This window comes from Erwinia mallotivora, from assembly GCF_000590885.1.
Classification (GTDB): domain Bacteria; phylum Pseudomonadota; class Gammaproteobacteria; order Enterobacterales; family Enterobacteriaceae; genus Erwinia; species Erwinia mallotivora.
On record NZ_JFHN01000055.1, the window covers coordinates 1 to 16202 of the forward strand.

Annotated in this window: 10 protein-coding genes and 5 tRNA genes; 1 reads left to right on the forward strand and 14 read right to left on the reverse strand. The window is 54.9% G+C overall.

The window, feature by feature from the left end; genetic code table 11:
• A partial coding sequence (locus BG55_RS14505) for a non-ribosomal peptide synthetase (RefSeq protein ID WP_034938929.1) occupies positions 1-4847 on the forward strand: 4847 nt, incomplete at its 5' end.
• 179 nt (positions 4848-5026) lie between these two features.
• Here BG55_RS14505 and BG55_RS14510 read toward each other — a convergent pair.
• From BG55_RS14510 to wzxE, 14 genes are all read right to left on the reverse strand, one after another.
• A complete protein-coding gene (locus tag BG55_RS14510; RefSeq protein ID WP_235192768.1) occupies positions 5027-5569 on the reverse strand; it encodes a hypothetical protein in 543 nt (180 codons plus the stop codon).
• Positions 5566-5904 (reverse strand): hypothetical protein, encoded by a 339-nt coding sequence (locus BG55_RS14515; RefSeq protein WP_235192769.1) that lies wholly within the window; start codon positions 5902-5904, stop codon positions 5566-5568. Before BG55_RS14515 ends, BG55_RS14510 begins: the two co-directional genes overlap by 4 nt.
• A gap of 208 nt (positions 5905-6112) precedes the next feature.
• Complete coding sequence (locus tag BG55_RS14520; RefSeq protein ID WP_034938931.1) at positions 6113-6661, reverse strand: hypothetical protein; 549 nt, start codon at positions 6659-6661, stop codon at positions 6113-6115.
• Entirely contained in the window at positions 6661-8364 is a 1704-nt protein-coding gene (locus BG55_RS14525) for a LysM peptidoglycan-binding domain-containing protein (RefSeq protein ID WP_034938934.1), read from the reverse strand. The genes BG55_RS14520 and BG55_RS14525 overlap by 1 nt, the downstream gene beginning before the upstream one ends.
• The gene (locus BG55_RS14530; protein ID WP_034938936.1) at positions 8364-10715 is read right to left on the reverse strand and encodes a type VI secretion system Vgr family protein; all 2352 of its coding nucleotides are present in this window, start codon (positions 10713-10715) and stop codon (positions 8364-8366) included. The genes BG55_RS14525 and BG55_RS14530 overlap by 1 nt, the downstream gene beginning before the upstream one ends.
• 198 nt (positions 10716-10913) lie before the next feature.
• Positions 10914-10990, reverse strand: a tRNA-Pro gene (locus BG55_RS14535).
• 69 nt (positions 10991-11059) lie between these two features.
• Positions 11060-11136: transfer RNA gene (locus BG55_RS14540), tRNA-Pro, on the reverse strand.
• Positions 11137-11165: 29 nt separating this feature from the next.
• Positions 11166-11252: transfer RNA gene (locus BG55_RS14545), tRNA-Leu, on the reverse strand.
• 15 nt (positions 11253-11267) lie between these two features.
• Positions 11268-11343, reverse strand: a tRNA-His gene (locus BG55_RS14550).
• A 65-nt stretch (positions 11344-11408) separates the two neighbouring features.
• Positions 11409-11485: transfer RNA gene (locus BG55_RS14555), tRNA-Arg, on the reverse strand.
• 282 nt (positions 11486-11767) lie between these two features.
• On the reverse strand, positions 11768-12508 hold the full coding sequence (gene wecG / locus BG55_RS14560; protein WP_034938939.1) for a lipopolysaccharide N-acetylmannosaminouronosyltransferase: 741 nt from the start codon (positions 12506-12508) through the stop codon (positions 11768-11770).
• A gap of 38 nt (positions 12509-12546) precedes the next feature.
• Entirely contained in the window at positions 12547-13893 is a 1347-nt protein-coding gene (wzyE, locus tag BG55_RS14565) for an ECA oligosaccharide polymerase (RefSeq protein WP_034938942.1), read from the reverse strand.
• Positions 13890-14954, reverse strand: a complete 1065-nt coding sequence (wecF, locus tag BG55_RS14570; protein WP_034938944.1) for a TDP-N-acetylfucosamine:lipid II N-acetylfucosaminyltransferase — start codon at positions 14952-14954, stop codon at positions 13890-13892. Before wecF ends, wzyE begins: the two co-directional genes overlap by 4 nt.
• Positions 14951-16201 carry a lipid III flippase WzxE gene (gene wzxE / locus BG55_RS14575; protein WP_034938948.1) on the reverse strand — a complete coding sequence of 417 codons (1251 nt, stop codon included), beginning with the start codon at positions 16199-16201 and terminating at the stop codon, positions 14951-14953. The genes wecF and wzxE overlap by 4 nt, the downstream gene beginning before the upstream one ends.
• Position 16202 lies beyond the last annotated feature (1 nt).

Genomic DNA, 16202 nt, shown 5'->3' on the forward strand with positions numbered 1-16202 from the left:
ACCACCAGCCAGTACCGACCGGTGCTACCGGCGAGATCTATATCGGCGGTCTGGGTGTCGCACGCGGCTATCTGAATCGGCCAGAACTGACCGCAGAGCGCTTCCTGCCTGAGCCGTTCAGCCAGATACCCGGCGCACGCATGTATCGCACCGGCGACCTCGCCCGCTACCTGCCCGACGGCAATATCGCCTGCCTGGGCCGCAACGATGATCAGGTCAAAATTCGCGGCTTCCGTATCGAGCCGGGCGAAATCGCCGCGCAGCTGAGTGAACATCCGGCTGTGCGCGAGGCGGCAGTGCTCGCCCGTCCGTGGCGTGGTGAAACACAGCTGATCGCCTGGGTCGTCCTCCACCACTCGCCGGAAGATCTCGCGACCACGCTGCGCGACTTCCTGAGCGACAGACTCCCGGCCTGGATGGTTCCGGCGGCGTATATTGCTCTGCCGCGTCTGCCGCTAACCGCCAACGGCAAGCTTGACCGCCGCGCCCTGCCGGAGCCGGACGACAATGCCGTTGCCCGACGCGCCTTTGTTGCGCCGCAGGGGGAAGTGGAGCAGGCCCTTGCCGCCGTCTGGCAGGAACTGCTCGGCGTTGAACGCGTAAGCCGTGACGACAACTTCTTCGCCCTCGGCGGCCACTCCCTGCTGGCGGTGCGCCTGATGGAGCGGCTGCGCCGACAGAAACTGCACGCCAGCGTACAGGCGGTGTTCACCACCCGCACCCTTGCCGGACTCGCCGCCAGCCTCGGACAGCAGCAGGAGGTGGCCGTGCCGCCTTCGCTGCTGACCGAAACGTGCAGTGACATCACCCCGGAGAAGCTGCCGCTTATCGTCCTCAGCCAGGCCGACATTGACCGCATCACCGACCGCCTGCCCGGCGGCGTTGCCGCCATCCGGGATATCTACGGCCTGTCGCCGCTTCAGGAGGGGATTTTGTTCCACCACCTGAGGAGCGACAGGGGCGACCCCTACCTGTTGCGGGTTCAGCTCTGTTTTGACGATCGCCACGCCCTGCTGCGCTATGCCGACGCCCTTGACCGGGTGGTGGCCCGCCACGACGTGCTGCGCACCGCTTTCCTCTGGGAAGGCCTGAGCGAACCCGCCCAGGTGGTGCTGCGCCGGGTGGAAACGGTGCTGACCGAACTGACGCTGCACGACAGCGCACCGATACAGGAGCAACTGCTGGCGCGTTATGATTTGTCGCATTTCCGTCTGGATCTCCGCCAGGCTCCGCTGCTGCGGCTGATCGCCGCCCGCGACAAAAAAGACGGGCGCTGGTACGCCGTGCAGCTGTGGCATCACCTGATCGGTGATCACTCCACGCTGGCTATCCAGCAGCAGGAGATCGCCGCGATCTATGCCGGAGAGGGCGACAGCCTGGCGCCCGCCACGCCTTATCGCAATCTGATCGCTCAGGCCAGGCTTGGCGTCAGTCGACAGGAACATGAGGCGTTTTACCGCCGGATGCTTAGTGATATTGATACACTCACCCTGCCGTTTGAGCTGACCGAAGAGCCGGACGCTACCGCCGGGATAACAGAAGCACACCAACGCCTGTCAGCCGGGCTGAACCAGCGTTTGCGCCAGCAGGCGCGCCAGCTTGGCGTCAGCCTCGCCAGCCTGTGCCATCTCGCCTGGGGTGTGCTGCTGGCTCATACCAGCGGCAATACTCAGGTGGTGTTCGGCACCGTGCTGCTGGGACGCTTACAGGGCGGCCGCGATGCGGAAAGCACCATGGGGCTGTTTATTAATACCCTGCCGCTGCGGCTGGATATCGATCAGCGCGGCGTCCTTCAGGCGGTGGCAGCAACCCATCAGGCACTGAGCGAACTGCTGATGCATGAACATGCTTCGCTGGCGCTGGCCCAGCGCTGTAGCGGCATTGCCGCACCGGCACCGCTGTTCAGCGCCCTGCTCAATTACCGGCACAGCGATGCGCGCAACATACAGCATACACCGGAAGGTATGCAAATCCTCGATGCACAGGAGCGCACCAACTATCCGTTTGTGTTATCCATCGAAGATTTCGGGGATGCGCTGGGTCTGACCGCGCAGACTACCGCAAGGGTGACGCCAGAACAGGTGTGTGGCTGGATGAACCAGGCGCTGACTTCACTGGTTGATGCGCTGGAAAACGCGCCGGATACCGCCGTCAGGTCGCTGGCAATACTGTCGGCAAAGGAGCGGCATTTCCTGCTGGAGGAACTCAATCAGACCCGCGAGGAGTGGCCGTGCAGTTTACCGGTTCAGACGCTGTTTGAGCAGCAGGCAGCACAACGCCCCAACGCGCTGGCGCTGACCTTTGAGGGACAGACGCTCAGCTATGGTGAGCTTAACCGCATGGCCAATCAGCAGGCGCACAGATTGCTGGCGAGAGGCGTCGGACCAGAGAGCCTGGTGGCTATCTGCGCGTCTCGTAGCCTGCATCTGATGGTCAGCCTGCTGGCGGTGCTGAAAACCGGGGCTGCTTACGTCCCGCTCGATCCTGATTATCCGCAACAACGCCTGCATTACATTCTGCATGATTGCGGCGCACCGCTGCTGTTGACCGACGCCGCCGGACGCTCCGCGCTGGGTGAACATCCGCTCGACAGCCTTGCTGTTGATATCCCGCCAGAGGGGAACTGGCTGCAAACTAATCCCCGGACAGTGGATTCACCGGACGACCTGGCCTATCTGATTTATACCTCCGGCTCCACCGGCAACCCTAAAGGCGCGGGTAACAGCCACCGCAGCCTGCTCAACAGGTTGCTGTGGGCAGCGAAAGAGTATGAATTGAATGCCAGCGACCGGGTGCTGCAAAAAACGCCTTTTGGCTTTGACGTGTCAGTCTGGGAGCTTTTCCTGCCGTTGATCACCGGTGCCTCGCTGGTCATCGCCAGACCGGGTGGGCACAGGGATCCTGCTTATCTGGCAGAACTGATTGAGCAACAACAGGTGACCACCGCCCACTTTGTGCCTTCGATGCTGGCGCAGTTTTTACGCCATCCGGTCGGGCGCTGCGATAGCTACCTGCGCCGCCTGATCTTCAGCGGCGAGGCGCTGTCCGCCGAACTGCTGAAAGCGGTGCTGAGCGCACTGCCGTCGGTGAGCTGTTTCAATCACTACGGCCCGACCGAGGCCGCGATTGATGTCACCTCCTGGCGCTGCCATCCGTTAGATCCGCACCAGGGGGTGCCGATTGGCCGACCGATTGCCAATACGCGGCTCTACCTGTTAAACGACCAGCAGCAACCCGTGCCTTTTGGTGCCTGCGGCGAGCTGTATATTGGCGGTGTGCCGGTAGCGCGGGGTTATCATCAGCGGGATGAACTGACGGCGGAACGCTTCCTGCGCGATCCCTTCAGCGATCGGCAGGGTGAGCGGATGTATCGCACTGGCGATCTGGCGCGCTACCAGGCCGATGGCAGCCTGGTTTATCTGGGTCGCAATGACGATCAGATAAAAATTCGTGGGCTGCGTATTGAACCCGGTGAAATTGCGTCGGCGATTCAGAGGCTTCCTGAGGTGGATGACGCTGCGGTTATCGTCGATGATCGCCGTGGAGAGCCGCAGCTGGTCGCTTATGTGGTGCTGCATCAACAGGGATCGCTGGATGCGGCCGATCTGCGTCACAGGCTGTTTGACACTCTGCCGGACTATATGGTCCCGGCCGCCTGGGTGATGATGGAGAACCTGCCGCTCTCGCCCAATGGCAAGCTGGCACGCAACCAGCTGCCGCTTGCGGACGAACAGGCTTTTATCCGGGCTGAAAATGCAGCCCCTGTCTCAGCGACCGAGGTAATCGTGGCGGATATCTGGGGTGAACAGCTGGATATTGAGCAGCCAGGCCGCTTCGATAACTTCTTCGATCTTGGCGGTCATTCCCTGCTGGCGGTGCGGGTGGTCGAACGTCTGCGTCCGTATGGCGCTATCGGCGTCGATGCGCTGTTTGCTAAACCGGTGCTGTGGGAATTTGCCGCCGCGCTGGCCGCACAGGATGAAAAGATGCCATCACGCGCCGTTACTATCCGCAACACTGGCGCAGAGCAGCCCGTCTTCTTTGTGCCTACTGGCCTCGGTGATTACACTTATGCCTTCCGGCTCGCACGTGAAATCGACACTGACTGTCCTCTCTACGCTCTGCCCTGGCCTGAGCACGCAGTGGCTCAACCGGCCACGCTGGAGAAGCTGGCAGGGCAGATGGTGGAAAAGGTGCGGGAAGTTCAGCCACAGGGACCCTATACGCTGTTCGGCTACTCTTCCGGCGGGTTGCTGGCGCATGAAATCGGTGCACAGTTGCAGGAGGCGGGAGAGACGGTGGCGCTGGTTGGCCTGATCGATACTCTTGCAGGTTCGGCTCCCGCACCGGCTTTCAATTCATGGCTGGTAAACATGTTCCTGTTCAATGCGCCAACGCTGGCGCAGCAGTGGGACAGGCCTGAGATTGAGGCATTGATGCAGCTGGATCAGGATGCCCTTCATCAAAGGGTTGAGGCGCTGAATATGCCGGAAACCCGGTCGCTGTTTGCTGTATCGCCTGAACGCTGGCAGCAGAGCTATCACTATCAACAGCTGTGTGGCAATGCGCTGCTGCGCCCGGTGCTTCAGCGTGTTCATTTGCTGGCGGCGGAGAAAACCCTGCCGGTGCCGGAGGTTGATCCGTTGGTGCTGGCCGATGCCGCCAGATTTAACCGGTTTGTCGCGCAGACGGCAGGCCAGGCAGATCTGGGCTGGCGCAGGCTGTACTCGGAAGCGCAACTCACTGTTGCAAAGGTAAAAGGAGACCATGCCAGCATGATGAGCGATAAGGATAACCGCCAACAGCTGGGGCGGCGTATCAGTCAGATTCTGCGGTCACGCAGCTGACGGCTGTAGCCGGAGGTCGTGTCGTTATGATGCGGCCTCCGGCATCCGTAAACGGACGAGTGCCCGGCTCAAACCTCCTTCGGAGGTTCTCATCCTCTTTGAATTCCGGATGCAAAAAGACCAGCCCGAAGGCTGGCCTTTTCTGAAGAGGGTCGCGAGAGGACTTGAATCAAAAAACATTATTGCCTGTTTTCAGATGTGTCACTTTCACCACTGTCAATCATCGTGACATGACCATTTTCATATTTAAAACGAGAACCATCTTTAAAGGTAATTACAGCATTTTTCTTTCCCCATGACGCCCAATCGAGATGAATATTCCAAACTTTTCGGGGATAAAATTCGTTTGAAATTACGATATCCTTACCAGAAAAATCAAAAACACGATAGGCTCTATATAAATAAAGATCTTTGGTTATCTGTCTCGGTTCATTGAGATCATAATAAACAACAAACTTACTCATGTTTCCCATTTTTTTATTATCAGAATAAAACCATCCGTCTTGATCCCATCCAATCTGATCACTATCATTTTTAAATATTTCCTTCCCATTTAATAAAACATGAGATTGCTTATCTGGCGAGTTCATCCCCCATACATATTCTAAAGTTCCTAGCCGCGTGTAATTACATTTTGTTGCGCTAGCTGGGCATTCTCCAGATGCATATGACACGGCAGATACCAGCATCAGGAGTACCGTCATAACACGTAAAACCATCATTTTTCACCTCCCTTTATTTTTTCTATGACGATTTCTAAATCGCCTGATTCCTGTTTCTTTGTGAACTCTATTTTTAGACAATAAAAATCTTTGAGGTAGATATTATTATCAATGTAATTAGATAACCACATCCGATGCCCCTTTATATAACTTCCGTCATTATCTGGGATGTTTGCATACCAGGCAGCACTTTTAGCCCCAATCTGCGCCACCAGTAATTTATATGCACTTTCTTCCGTTATGATTTTCCGGATAAAGCGTTTCGCATCACCCAGCCCCAGATGGTGCGTCAGATAAAAGATTTTGGCCTTCTCCGCATCGTTCAACCTGTCCACACTGTAGCCCGCTGTCTGTAGCTGAGCGAGGTTATACAGCCCACCGCCGCCATAATGATAAACTGCGGCTCAAAACGCAGATTAAGCCACGCCTGAAGCGCTTTTGTTGCATGGGGTGGGTAAGGCGTGACACCCCGGATTAACCGATTGTTGATTGTCTGCTGAGGTGCTAAAGACTGAGCTGTAGCACCATTTAATCGATAAGACATTATTGCTTGTTTTCAGATGTGTCACTTTCACCACTGTCAATCATCGTGACGTGACCATTTTCATATTTGAAACGAGAACCATCACCAAAGGTAATTACAGAGTTTTTTTGTCCCCAAGAAACCCATCCCAGAGGCGCATCATAATCTGCTGGTGGGTAAAATTCGTTTGAAATCACAACCTCTTTGCCCGAGAAATCAAATAACCGATATTCTACATATCGATATAAATCTCCATATCTGGGATCGGTTTTTATATGTTGAGGGGTATTGAGATAATAATAAAATATAACCTTACTTATATTGTTATTTTTATCTAGGATAAAACCATCCCCATTAGGCTCCCGACCAATCTGACTGCCATCCACAGTGAGTACATTATTACCATTGAGTGTAACATGTGACTTATTATCGTTTGAATATTGTCCCCAAACATACTCTAACTTACCTAATGTTGTATTGTCACAACTTGTCCTTTGAATGCATTTTTCAAAAGCATATGACATGGAAGATATCAGCATCAAGAATAAAGTCATCGCACGTAAAATCATTATATGACACCTCCTTTTATCTTTTCTATCACGATTTCTAACCCGTCTGAATCCTGTTTTTCCGTAAACTCTATTTTTGGACAAAAAAATTTTTCCAGCCTGATACTCCTGTCAATATATTCTGATAACCATGTTCTATGCCCCTCAACATAACTCCCATTATCTTTAGCTGATTTGGCAGCCTTTTTAGCCCCAACCTGCGCCACCAGTAATTTATGCGCGCTTTCTTCCGTTATGATTTTCCGGATAAAGCGTTTCGCATCACCCAGCCCCAGATGGTGCGTCAGATAAAAGATTTTGGCCTTCTCCGCATCGTTCAACCTGTCCACACTGTAGCCCGCTGTCTGTAGCTGAGAGAGGTTATACAGCCCGTAATCCACCGCCGCCATAATGATAAACTCCGGCTCAAAACGCAGATTAAGCCACGCCTGAAGCGCTTTTGTTGCATAGGGTGGGTAAGGCGTGACACCCCGGATTAACCGGTTGTTGATTATCTGCTGTTTTGTCAGCCAGGTATCCGGCGCTACCTCGAACATTGGCAGGATAATTTGCTGGTGGGTTTTCGGATGATATTCAATATCGCCCAGCACATCCCGTTTGGGTTTATTTGTCAGTATGCCCCGCGCTCTGGCCTGCTCATTCAGGTATGTCCCTTCCCGAAAGGTTTCATCCAGCCAGGTGGCATTTAAAAACTGCGTCATGCCTGCGGCTGAACTGGCATAAATCACAACGCCTTCGGCTGATTCTCCCCGCTGTTTTTTTAATGTCTTCGCCGCCTTTGTTTTCTCCCGGCTTATCGCAACGGAATCTTTATTCCAGACACCTTCTTTATCCTGGGCAGATTCAGCATTAATTACCGCAGCGATACTTTGCGGAATAATTCCGCTGCGTTCTGAGGCGGCAATAATCTGATCCCAGTAATGCAGATTTGGTCCTAACTGGAGATCATATTTATTCGGGCAGGTATGATTTAACTGAATTACCGGATTCCCCTTGCTGTCACGCCCACTGACCACGGTGTTCACCGGGTGTATATCAAGGTCGGTTCGCCCGGCGCGATCTTTAATGGGTTCGGTTACACCCTTTACCCGCACTTTTGGGCTGGTCAGCCTTATCTTACTTTTACCCTCTGACGGCGTAAATTTTGCCACCTCCCTGACACCGTGTGCCCCCTTCACAAAGACGCGGATCTCTTCCGCTTTCGCCATGACGTAATCCTGAATCTTTCCCAGTTCATCCGTCACCGACTCGACCACATCACCCGCCGCCGACTCGATTCTGACCCTGAACTGTTGTAGCGGTTTTTCTATCAAATCCTCAAAAGCAAAGGAGAGTGTACAGGAGGTATCAGCCTGTGCTGCCAGACTGGCGACCTCTGTTGGTACCATGCTGTACTGACGAAAGGGAAGTTTCAGCACCTGTCCCGGAAAAATAAGCGACCTGTTACGGAGTTGGTTCAGCTCCGCAAGCTCTTTTACGGTGCAGCCATGCTCCTGCGCAATTTCACTAAGCGAATCACCAAACTGCACCGTCACCTCAGTGGCTGACGGGTTAAGTGACAGGGTGCTGTCCAGCGTCAGGGGTTTTTCCTGCGGGTCAACCACACAGCGCCAGTCAGCCGACCAGCCCAGCAGGCCATCAAATTTACGGGGCATCACATCCGCTTCCGGAAATATCGGTACATAATGGTCTTCTCTTGCCATTATTCTTCCTCCTCCGGCATAAATTTAAATACGAGTGTGCTGTTCGTCTCGCAACCCCTTCCAGTGGCAACGGAAAAAAATTGTTTAAGGGCGTTCCCCATTGCGGGTAAATCAAGCGGCATGACGGCGGGGGCGCAGAGCCTGAAGCGTTTAACCTTGAGGGTATAGGTCCCCATAGTGCCGTATTCAATTTTTCCGGCTTCGATTTTCAGGTAGCTGCCACCACCAATCAACGTGATGCGCTTTTTGCCCTGAAACAGGATTTCACTCATGGATGCGATGCTCAGTTTTTGTTCAGCGCTGATATGTATAGCCCCGTTTTGCGCCTGAACCTGTACCGGGCCTTCCCCCGAAATCAGGCTCAGTTTGCCCGTATGGGCGAACATGCCAAGTGATTCTCCGGCAAGCAGGGTCGTATTGCCCATTGACCCGCTGCTGATATCGCCCCCGGCATTGATGGCTATATTGTCTGCGGCTGCCAGTTGCATATGCTCGCCACTGGTGAACGCCACACCTTCCGGGCCGTAGAAGTGGATCATTTCGTCTAAGTCCCGGAATCGCTCCGCAAACATCGCCTGCTGGCTGGCAATATCGGCCTCCAGCGCCTGCGCCTGTACAGCCGCGGCAGACAGGGCGTTAATTTGCTGCTGACAGAATTCAATTTCACGCAGGGCGGTATCCATCTCCAGCATATCGCCCACGGCTTTATGCTGCCCGTCAGCAGTGATAAACAGCCCCTTAGCCACGCGGATCACCCCGTGTTCATCGGTGCGCAGTTCGAAACCGCTGCCGCGCTGTTCCCCCTGCGCGTCGGTGATATGCCCCTGATTAAGCTGCGTTGCGCCAAATGGGGTGGACAGGGCAATGTGTTCCTCCTGCCGCTTATCCTCCATCCGAAGTTCATTGGCACCCGCGGTGCGCAGGATGTTCTGGCTGCGGTTGTCACGGTTCACCACGTCAGCGTGCTCTGAGTCGTGGAAAGCATGGGCGATATACGGTTTATCCGGGTCGCCGTAATGAAAGGCTACGCCGACCTCCGTGCCGTCCACCAGCGGCATATGCCAGCCGTAAGTGTCTCCGGCATACGGTTTTGCCTGACGTATCCACAGGTAGTTAAAACCGGGCTCTGCATCCTCGCGGCTGAAATGCAGCTTTACGCGATAGCGGCCCATCTCATCGAGGTACGAATACGGGTCATAGGCATCACGGCTTTCCACCCGCGCAGGCAACGTGCCAAAAATCTCCGGGCGCGGGATAGCGGGCGGGCGATAGCAGTAGCGCTCGGTATAAGGGATGCCCCATACAGACGTATGCAGACGTGAATCACGTGAGGCAATGAAGGTCGTCAGGGTGATAACCATTCCTTCGCGCAACTCCTCAAGCCCGCTGCCGGGCGTTTCCAGCACCTGTCCGGGGGTAAGGTGTGAAGCGTTACTGAACAGATGGAACCGGGCGGATTTATTCAGTTCGCGCTCGTGATGAAGTCGGGCATAAAATGCGCCGCTTTCGGTTTCCGGTATGGCGGCAGGGTGGTCGTCTCCGGGGCTCAGAAAATTATCCCCGTAGCGGTAATGCTCCCCGGTGGTCGCCGCCCCGCTGCGCACGGCGACGACGGAATCCATCGGCATGGCAGCATCACGGTAATTGTGGCTGCGGGTCTGCACCTGTCCGGCGACGACCTTATGCCACGTTCGCAGACTCCAGACAGATTCCTCTGCACCGTCATACAGCCCGGCGGGTTCCTGAAAAGGCAGCGTGACGTTAAACGTGTAATAAAGCTGGCTGTCGGCAAAAATGACCGTATCCAGCCCGGTGGATTCATTGAGGCCACAACGAAACCATATTCCCACTTCGGCAAGCAGACGCTGAATAAACTGAAGGTCAGTTTCACGCCACTGAGTAATCAGTTCACGGGCCGGACAGGTATGCTCAAGACGAAACTCAAAATCACTGCCTTCAAGCCCGTGTACCCGTAACAGCTTTTCCACCAGCGCCGGCACGGATATATCCTGCCAGACGGCGCAGCGACGGGTAAGACTCAGCAGGGCAAGACGGGAACTGAGGGTAACGCTGTAATGAGACTGGTCTGCCGTTGTGCCCAGCGCGTCAAAGCCGGTAATGACCCCTTGCACCGTTTTACCGCTGCGCATACGGAAGGTGGCATATTTTTTCAGTACGTCCGTTCCGTCAATATCATCCTGCGGCGTGGTGAACTCGATACGCCAGCTAAAGGGTTCACTGAGGGCTTCTCGTCCACGAAAGCGCAGCACGTCAGGCTCTGCGCGGCTGTCGTTGATGTGCAGGCGGTAGCGGGATTGCCCGGTATCGGCAATGGCATCTGCAATATCCATATCTGTATTCCTTTACAAGACTTGCCGGGCATCACTTTACCCCTGCCGAAAAAATATGCAACACGGGTTCTGTAATGAGGACTAAAAGTAATTACAAAAGGTTATAATTAAATGGAGAAATATATTCATCATGAATATATCTGGCAGATGAATTCCGGATGCAAAAAGACCAGCCCGAAGGCTGGCCTTTTCTGAAGATGGTCGGCGAGAGAGGATTCGAACCTCCGACCCACTGGTCCCAAACCAGTTGCGCTACCAAGCTGCGCTACTCGCCGGATACGGCTAAATACTAAATTTCTGTTGCCCTGAAGCAAAAAACCCTGCGATGGCAAGGTCTTAAAAGATGGTCGGCGAGAGAGGATTCGAACCTCCGACCCACTGGTCCCAAACCAGTTGCGCTACCAAGCTGCGCTACTCGCCGAAAACGTCTTCTCTGTACTGCTGATTTTGTGGTGCGAAGAGAGGGACTTGAACCCTCACGTCCGTTAAGACACTAACACCTGAAGCTAGCGCGTCTACCAATTCCGCCACCTTCGCATACCATTCAAAATCTGGGGTGGCTAATGGGACTCGAACCCACGACAACTGGAATCACAATCCAGGGCTCTACCAACTGAGCTATAGCCACCATTACTGCTACTTCTTGTTACTAACGCGGTAATACCACCACCGCAGCTCTTGCGCACAACTTAATGGCGCGCCCGACAGGATTCGAACCTGAGACCTCTGCCTCCGGAGGGCAGCGCTCTATCCAGCTGAGCTACGGGCGCGTAGCGCCGTTGCGGATGGGCATACTACGGATTTGGGCCGATACTGTCCAGTGCTTTTTTCATAAAAAAATCAGTTTGCTTACGCTTTGTGCGTTCTGTCTGACGCACCCTCGTTTTTGGCCGAAAATGACGGCTAAACAGCGAATTTTTAATCACCACTAAAGCGAAAATAAAAGTGATGCCGCCGTGCTGAAGGCGTTCAACGTCAACACCCGACCGTCATTTTTAAATCTCACCTCAGTTGTCCAGGCGGCCAGAGTGTGGGGACATCTGCATCAACCTTTACAGCTCGCCGCGCCAGTGATAGTTAAGGTATTTCAGCAGCCGGAGCTGACGCCGTAAACGCGAGGGCTGCGAAATCAGTCGATATAACCACTCCAGCCCCATTTTCTGCCAGATTTTGGGCGCACGCTTAACATGGCCGGTGAAAACATCATAGGTGCCGCCAACACCCATATACAGCGCCTGCGGATAAACTGCCTTACAGTCACGCATCAATATTTCCTGACGCGGTGAACCCATCGCCACCGTGACAATCTTTGCGCCGCTTGCAGCAATGCGCGCAAACAATGCCTCGCTTTCGACCGGGGTGAAATACCCATCCTGTACGCCGACAATATTTACATTCCACTGTCGGCGCAGCTTATCTGCGGTCTGATTCAGTACGGCAGGCTTGCCACCGACCAGAAATACAGGCGTGCCTTCCCGCCCGGCTCGCTCCATCAACGCTTGCCATAAATCAGCACCGGCAATACGCGCCACTCTGGCACCCGCATACTTTTTGCGGATGGAGCGCACGATACTGATGCCGTCGGGATATTTGTACTCTGCCGCCGCGATCAACTGTTGAATCTCCGGTTGGCTCTCGGCGGTCAGCACTTTTTCGGCATTAATCGCCACCAGCGTACCGGTTCTTACCGTCCCTTCCTGACAGAGATAGTCCAGCATCCCGGCCATGTCGCTGAATCCCAGCAGGGTAATGCCACGGATCTGATACTGCGGCACAAGAGAGGGGATATCCATTGCAGGTTCCTTAAGGTCAACGACTCTTAATCTGACAATCAGCTCTGCACAGGGACAGAAACCGTCATTTTACGGCGGCGGATCAGGCCTGCGCTGTCCAGCAGCCAAAAAATCAGCTTGGCTGCTACCACCGCCGCGACAAAAATCAGGCAGAAGAACACCACGCGAGAAGCAAACGCATCCAGCCCCTCACGCGCCAGCACAATAATGTTAAACACCGCGCCAAAGCAGAAACTTTGCAGCACCGCGGCCTTGTAACGATTGGTTTCACGCTGGCCCTGCTGATACAGCCAGTCGAACCATTTGATGATCATGCCAACGGCTACCGCGCCCAGAGGAATAAACCACACGCCGCCCATCACCACCAGCGAGCCAATCAGCGTCGGGGAGATCGCCAGGCCAGAGTGGTTATTCAGCACTTCCCAGGTGAAATAGTTGGCGCTGTTCAGCACGATGGAGGGGCGATCCGGCCACAGCCAGCCGGGAATAAAGACGTAAAAATCCCGCACCACTGGCGCGAGGCCCTGGAAATCAATCCGGTGATAATTTTGTAACAGCAGCCCCAGGTTTTCCCACGGCGAAAAGGTATCCCGCGTCAGATAAAGAAAGGTGTAAAAAGCCTCATCGCCGCTGACGTCAAGGTTATAGCGTCGCAGCGCCAGCCAGAACATGCCCGCCACGCCTGCCACGCCCGCCGCTGCCAGCATCCAGAGCGTGATCCAACCGCGAATAATGCCAATAAACAGAAACAGGGCGAAGGCGATAATGATATTGGCCCGCGTGCCACCCACAATCACGTAGGTCAACAGACCAAATGCCACCGTCGCCACCAGAAAGAACAGCCAGCGGCGCAGGCTCTGATTGAGGAAATAGACCACTAACATCGCCGGGATAAAGAAATAGAAAAAGCGTTTGAGGGCGACGCCGGAGACGTCAGCCGAGAATATCTGGCTGTAACTGTGCAGTTTGAACAGCAAAAAACCGTTATGCAGAAAGAACACCAGCACCGTACCAAGCGCAATCAGCGCGAGGATCCCCCAGGTGAGATGCGCCTCGACGCGATTGATGGTGAAGGTCTGGCGGGAAGGCCGATGGTTGGCCGACCGCAGGCGGGTCTTGTAGCTGACATAATAGATGGCATAAAAGCAGGTGGCAGACAGCATCGCCTGAAGCAGATACTCCGCAGGCACCACCTCGACGTTAAAGCGTGACACTAACAGCGCAGTGAATGGAAAGCCGAAGTAAAAAGTCAGCAGAAACAGCAGCGAGAAGAAAACGTTAAAGTTAAAACGTACCCGGCGAAATTCATGCCAGGTCAGCGTCAGTATCATCCCCAGCGACAGCAGCCAGACCACCAGCAGCCCTGCAAACTGCGATAACATCATGCCGTTTCTCCTTCGATCAGCATCAACGCCTTTTGCCAGCCAGCCACGTATGTCGGATCAAAGAAGGCTATCGAAGATTTGTCCAGCAGTTGCATCTGCCGTCGCGCTTCATCCACCACGGCGGCGTCAAGCGGATCGCCGGCAAACAGTACCGGAACCTGCTGCGCGGTCAGATCCTGCCAGAATGGATTTTTGCGATTGATGACAAAGGGAATATTGGCCTGAATAAGCAGACACAGCGTGCCAATCCCCTGCTGGCGTTCAAAAATGAAATAGCCTAAATCGCAGCGGGAAATCAGCTGGAGGTAGGCCGGGAAATCAAGCTTTTCATGGAGAAGGTGCACGCGGCCCTCGGCAAAGAGTGCCTTCCCTGCCTGCGCGATCTGCTGGATATAAGCGGCGTTATTTTCCGGATAACCCAGCGGGACTATCACCTCCACCTCATCGCCAAACTGCTGATGAATGTCATGCAGCGCCTGAATATGACGGTTACTGCTGTCCCCGGAGTTACCCACGAGGATGGTTAAGCGCTGGTTTCCGGACATCGTCGGCACAGCAACCTGCGCCATACGGGTCGGGAAGTAGAGCAAAGAGGCCGGGACAGACGGATTACGCTGTCGGAAATAACTGATATCTCCCTGCGTGGCGAAGATATGCCCCACCCGCCGCTGAGCCAGCCTGCGCATCAGATAGAACAGGCGGAATTTCAGACCAGCGGCCTGTTCATACAGGTCGGCCCCCCAGATATGCCACCAGACCTGCGACCTGCGCAACCGGCCGGTCAGCATCGCCAGCCATAACGTCGGGTTAAACTGCCCGTGAAAGAAAAAGCGCGTGCTGCGGTCAGCAGAGGCCAGCGCGGTTACCGCCTGTGCTATCGCTCGCTTGTCAGCAAAGGTGCGAACCGCCAGATTAGGCCATTCGCTGGCGTCACCCACCACCCAGAACGAACGGCGCACAGAACAAGGCGCGGCCTCAGACAGAATGTCGTTAAAAAACCTCAGCACCGTCAGATTGTGGTGGGGAATGGCCGAGCCGAGCACATGAATGATGGTTGTCATACTTGTCTGCGCCAGATAAAAAAGGCACCCACACAGAGTGCAAAATAAGTGATATAGCAGGCCATATAGGCCTGCGCTGCGCCGGTGGCACCATGCAGTGGGACCAGCCAGCGCGCAAATAACGTCAGCAGTAAAAACTGGCTTATCTCGGTCAGAATGTAAAAACGCAGCGACGCTTTGGCGATCACCAGGTATCCGAAAATATACGATCCGACTTTGAACACATCACCGGTCAGCTGCCAGACGAACAGGTCACGCATCCCCGTGAACTTGCTGGAAAACAGCAGCCAGATGGCCAGATCGCGCATCAGCCAGACCGTCAGACTGACCGCCATCACCGTCGGAAGCACAAAGCGTAACGCGCGAAAAATCTCCTGCGAGAGGGCCTGCCTGCTGGTCAGTCTGGAGAGCGTTGGTAGCAGATATACACTGAAGGAGGCGGTAATAAATTGCAGGTAAGCATCGGAGATGCTGGTCACGCCCTGCCACAGGCCAACCTGCTCCCAGCCATCATGCTCTGCCAGCAGGTTACGCATCATTATCCACGCCACCGGCAGCGTCACCGAGGTGATCAAGGCCATCAGGGTGAATTTACTGAGGTTACGGGCGATGTCACCATGCCACACCGGTCGGAGAAAACGCAGCGGCAGATGGTCACGCTTCGCCAGAATCATCGCCGCAGGCAAGACAACCAACGCCGGAACCAGTGCCATACCTACCAGCGCACCGCTGTATCCACCAAGCCAGTAGCAAACAAACCACGCGACCACGCCTGCCAGGCTGCCGGAAATCAATGCCAGCGCGTTGCCCCGTGCATCGCGGAACCCCTTGATGATCGCCAGCATCAGATTAGCCCAGGCAATGCCCATCTGGAGAAAGGCCACCACGCGCACCACGTTCTGATACTCATCACGGGCAAACAACCCGATACTGACTTGCTTCGCGAAAAGCAGGAAAAACACGCCGAGCGCGAGAGAGAAAACCAGCACCATTGCTGACGCAGTGCCGGTAACCGCCTGTAATCGCGCCGGCTGCTGCTGATATTCCGCGATGTATTTCGTCACACCGTTGAAGATACCCGCCCCGGCCAGCACGCCCAGCACGGTAATGAGCTGGCGGAAATTACCCGCCTGTCCGACACCGCCGGGGCCAAACGACACCGCCAGCATTTTCACCACCAGCAATCCGGCAGCAATTTTTACCAGCGTGGACGCTGCCGTCCACACCGAAGCCTTTGCCAGTGACATA

Excerpts from the sequence above, each read along its gene's own strand:
- BG55_RS14510 (WP_235192768.1), bottom strand. The coding sequence starts at position 5,569 with ATGATGGTTTTACGTGTTATGACGGTACTCCTGATGCTGGTATCTGCC.
- BG55_RS14520 (WP_034938931.1), bottom strand. The coding sequence starts at position 6,661 with ATGATTTTACGTGCGATGACTTTATTCTTGATGCTGATATCTTCCATG.
- BG55_RS14525 (WP_034938934.1), bottom strand. The coding sequence starts at position 8,364 with ATGGCAAGAGAAGACCATTATGTACCGATATTTCCGGAAGCGGATGTG.
- BG55_RS14530 (WP_034938936.1), bottom strand. The coding sequence starts at position 10,715 with ATGGATATTGCAGATGCCATTGCCGATACCGGGCAATCCCGCTACCGC.
- wecG (WP_034938939.1), bottom strand. The coding sequence starts at position 12,508 with ATGGATATCCCCTCTCTTGTGCCGCAGTATCAGATCCGTGGCATTACC.
- wzyE (WP_034938942.1), bottom strand. The coding sequence starts at position 13,893 with ATGATGTTATCGCAGTTTGCAGGGCTGCTGGTGGTCTGGCTGCTGTCG.
- wecF (WP_034938944.1), bottom strand. The coding sequence starts at position 14,954 with ATGACAACCATCATTCATGTGCTCGGCTCGGCCATTCCCCACCACAAT.
- wzxE (WP_034938948.1), bottom strand. The coding sequence starts at position 16,201 with ATGTCACTGGCAAAGGCTTCGGTGTGGACGGCAGCGTCCACGCTGGTA.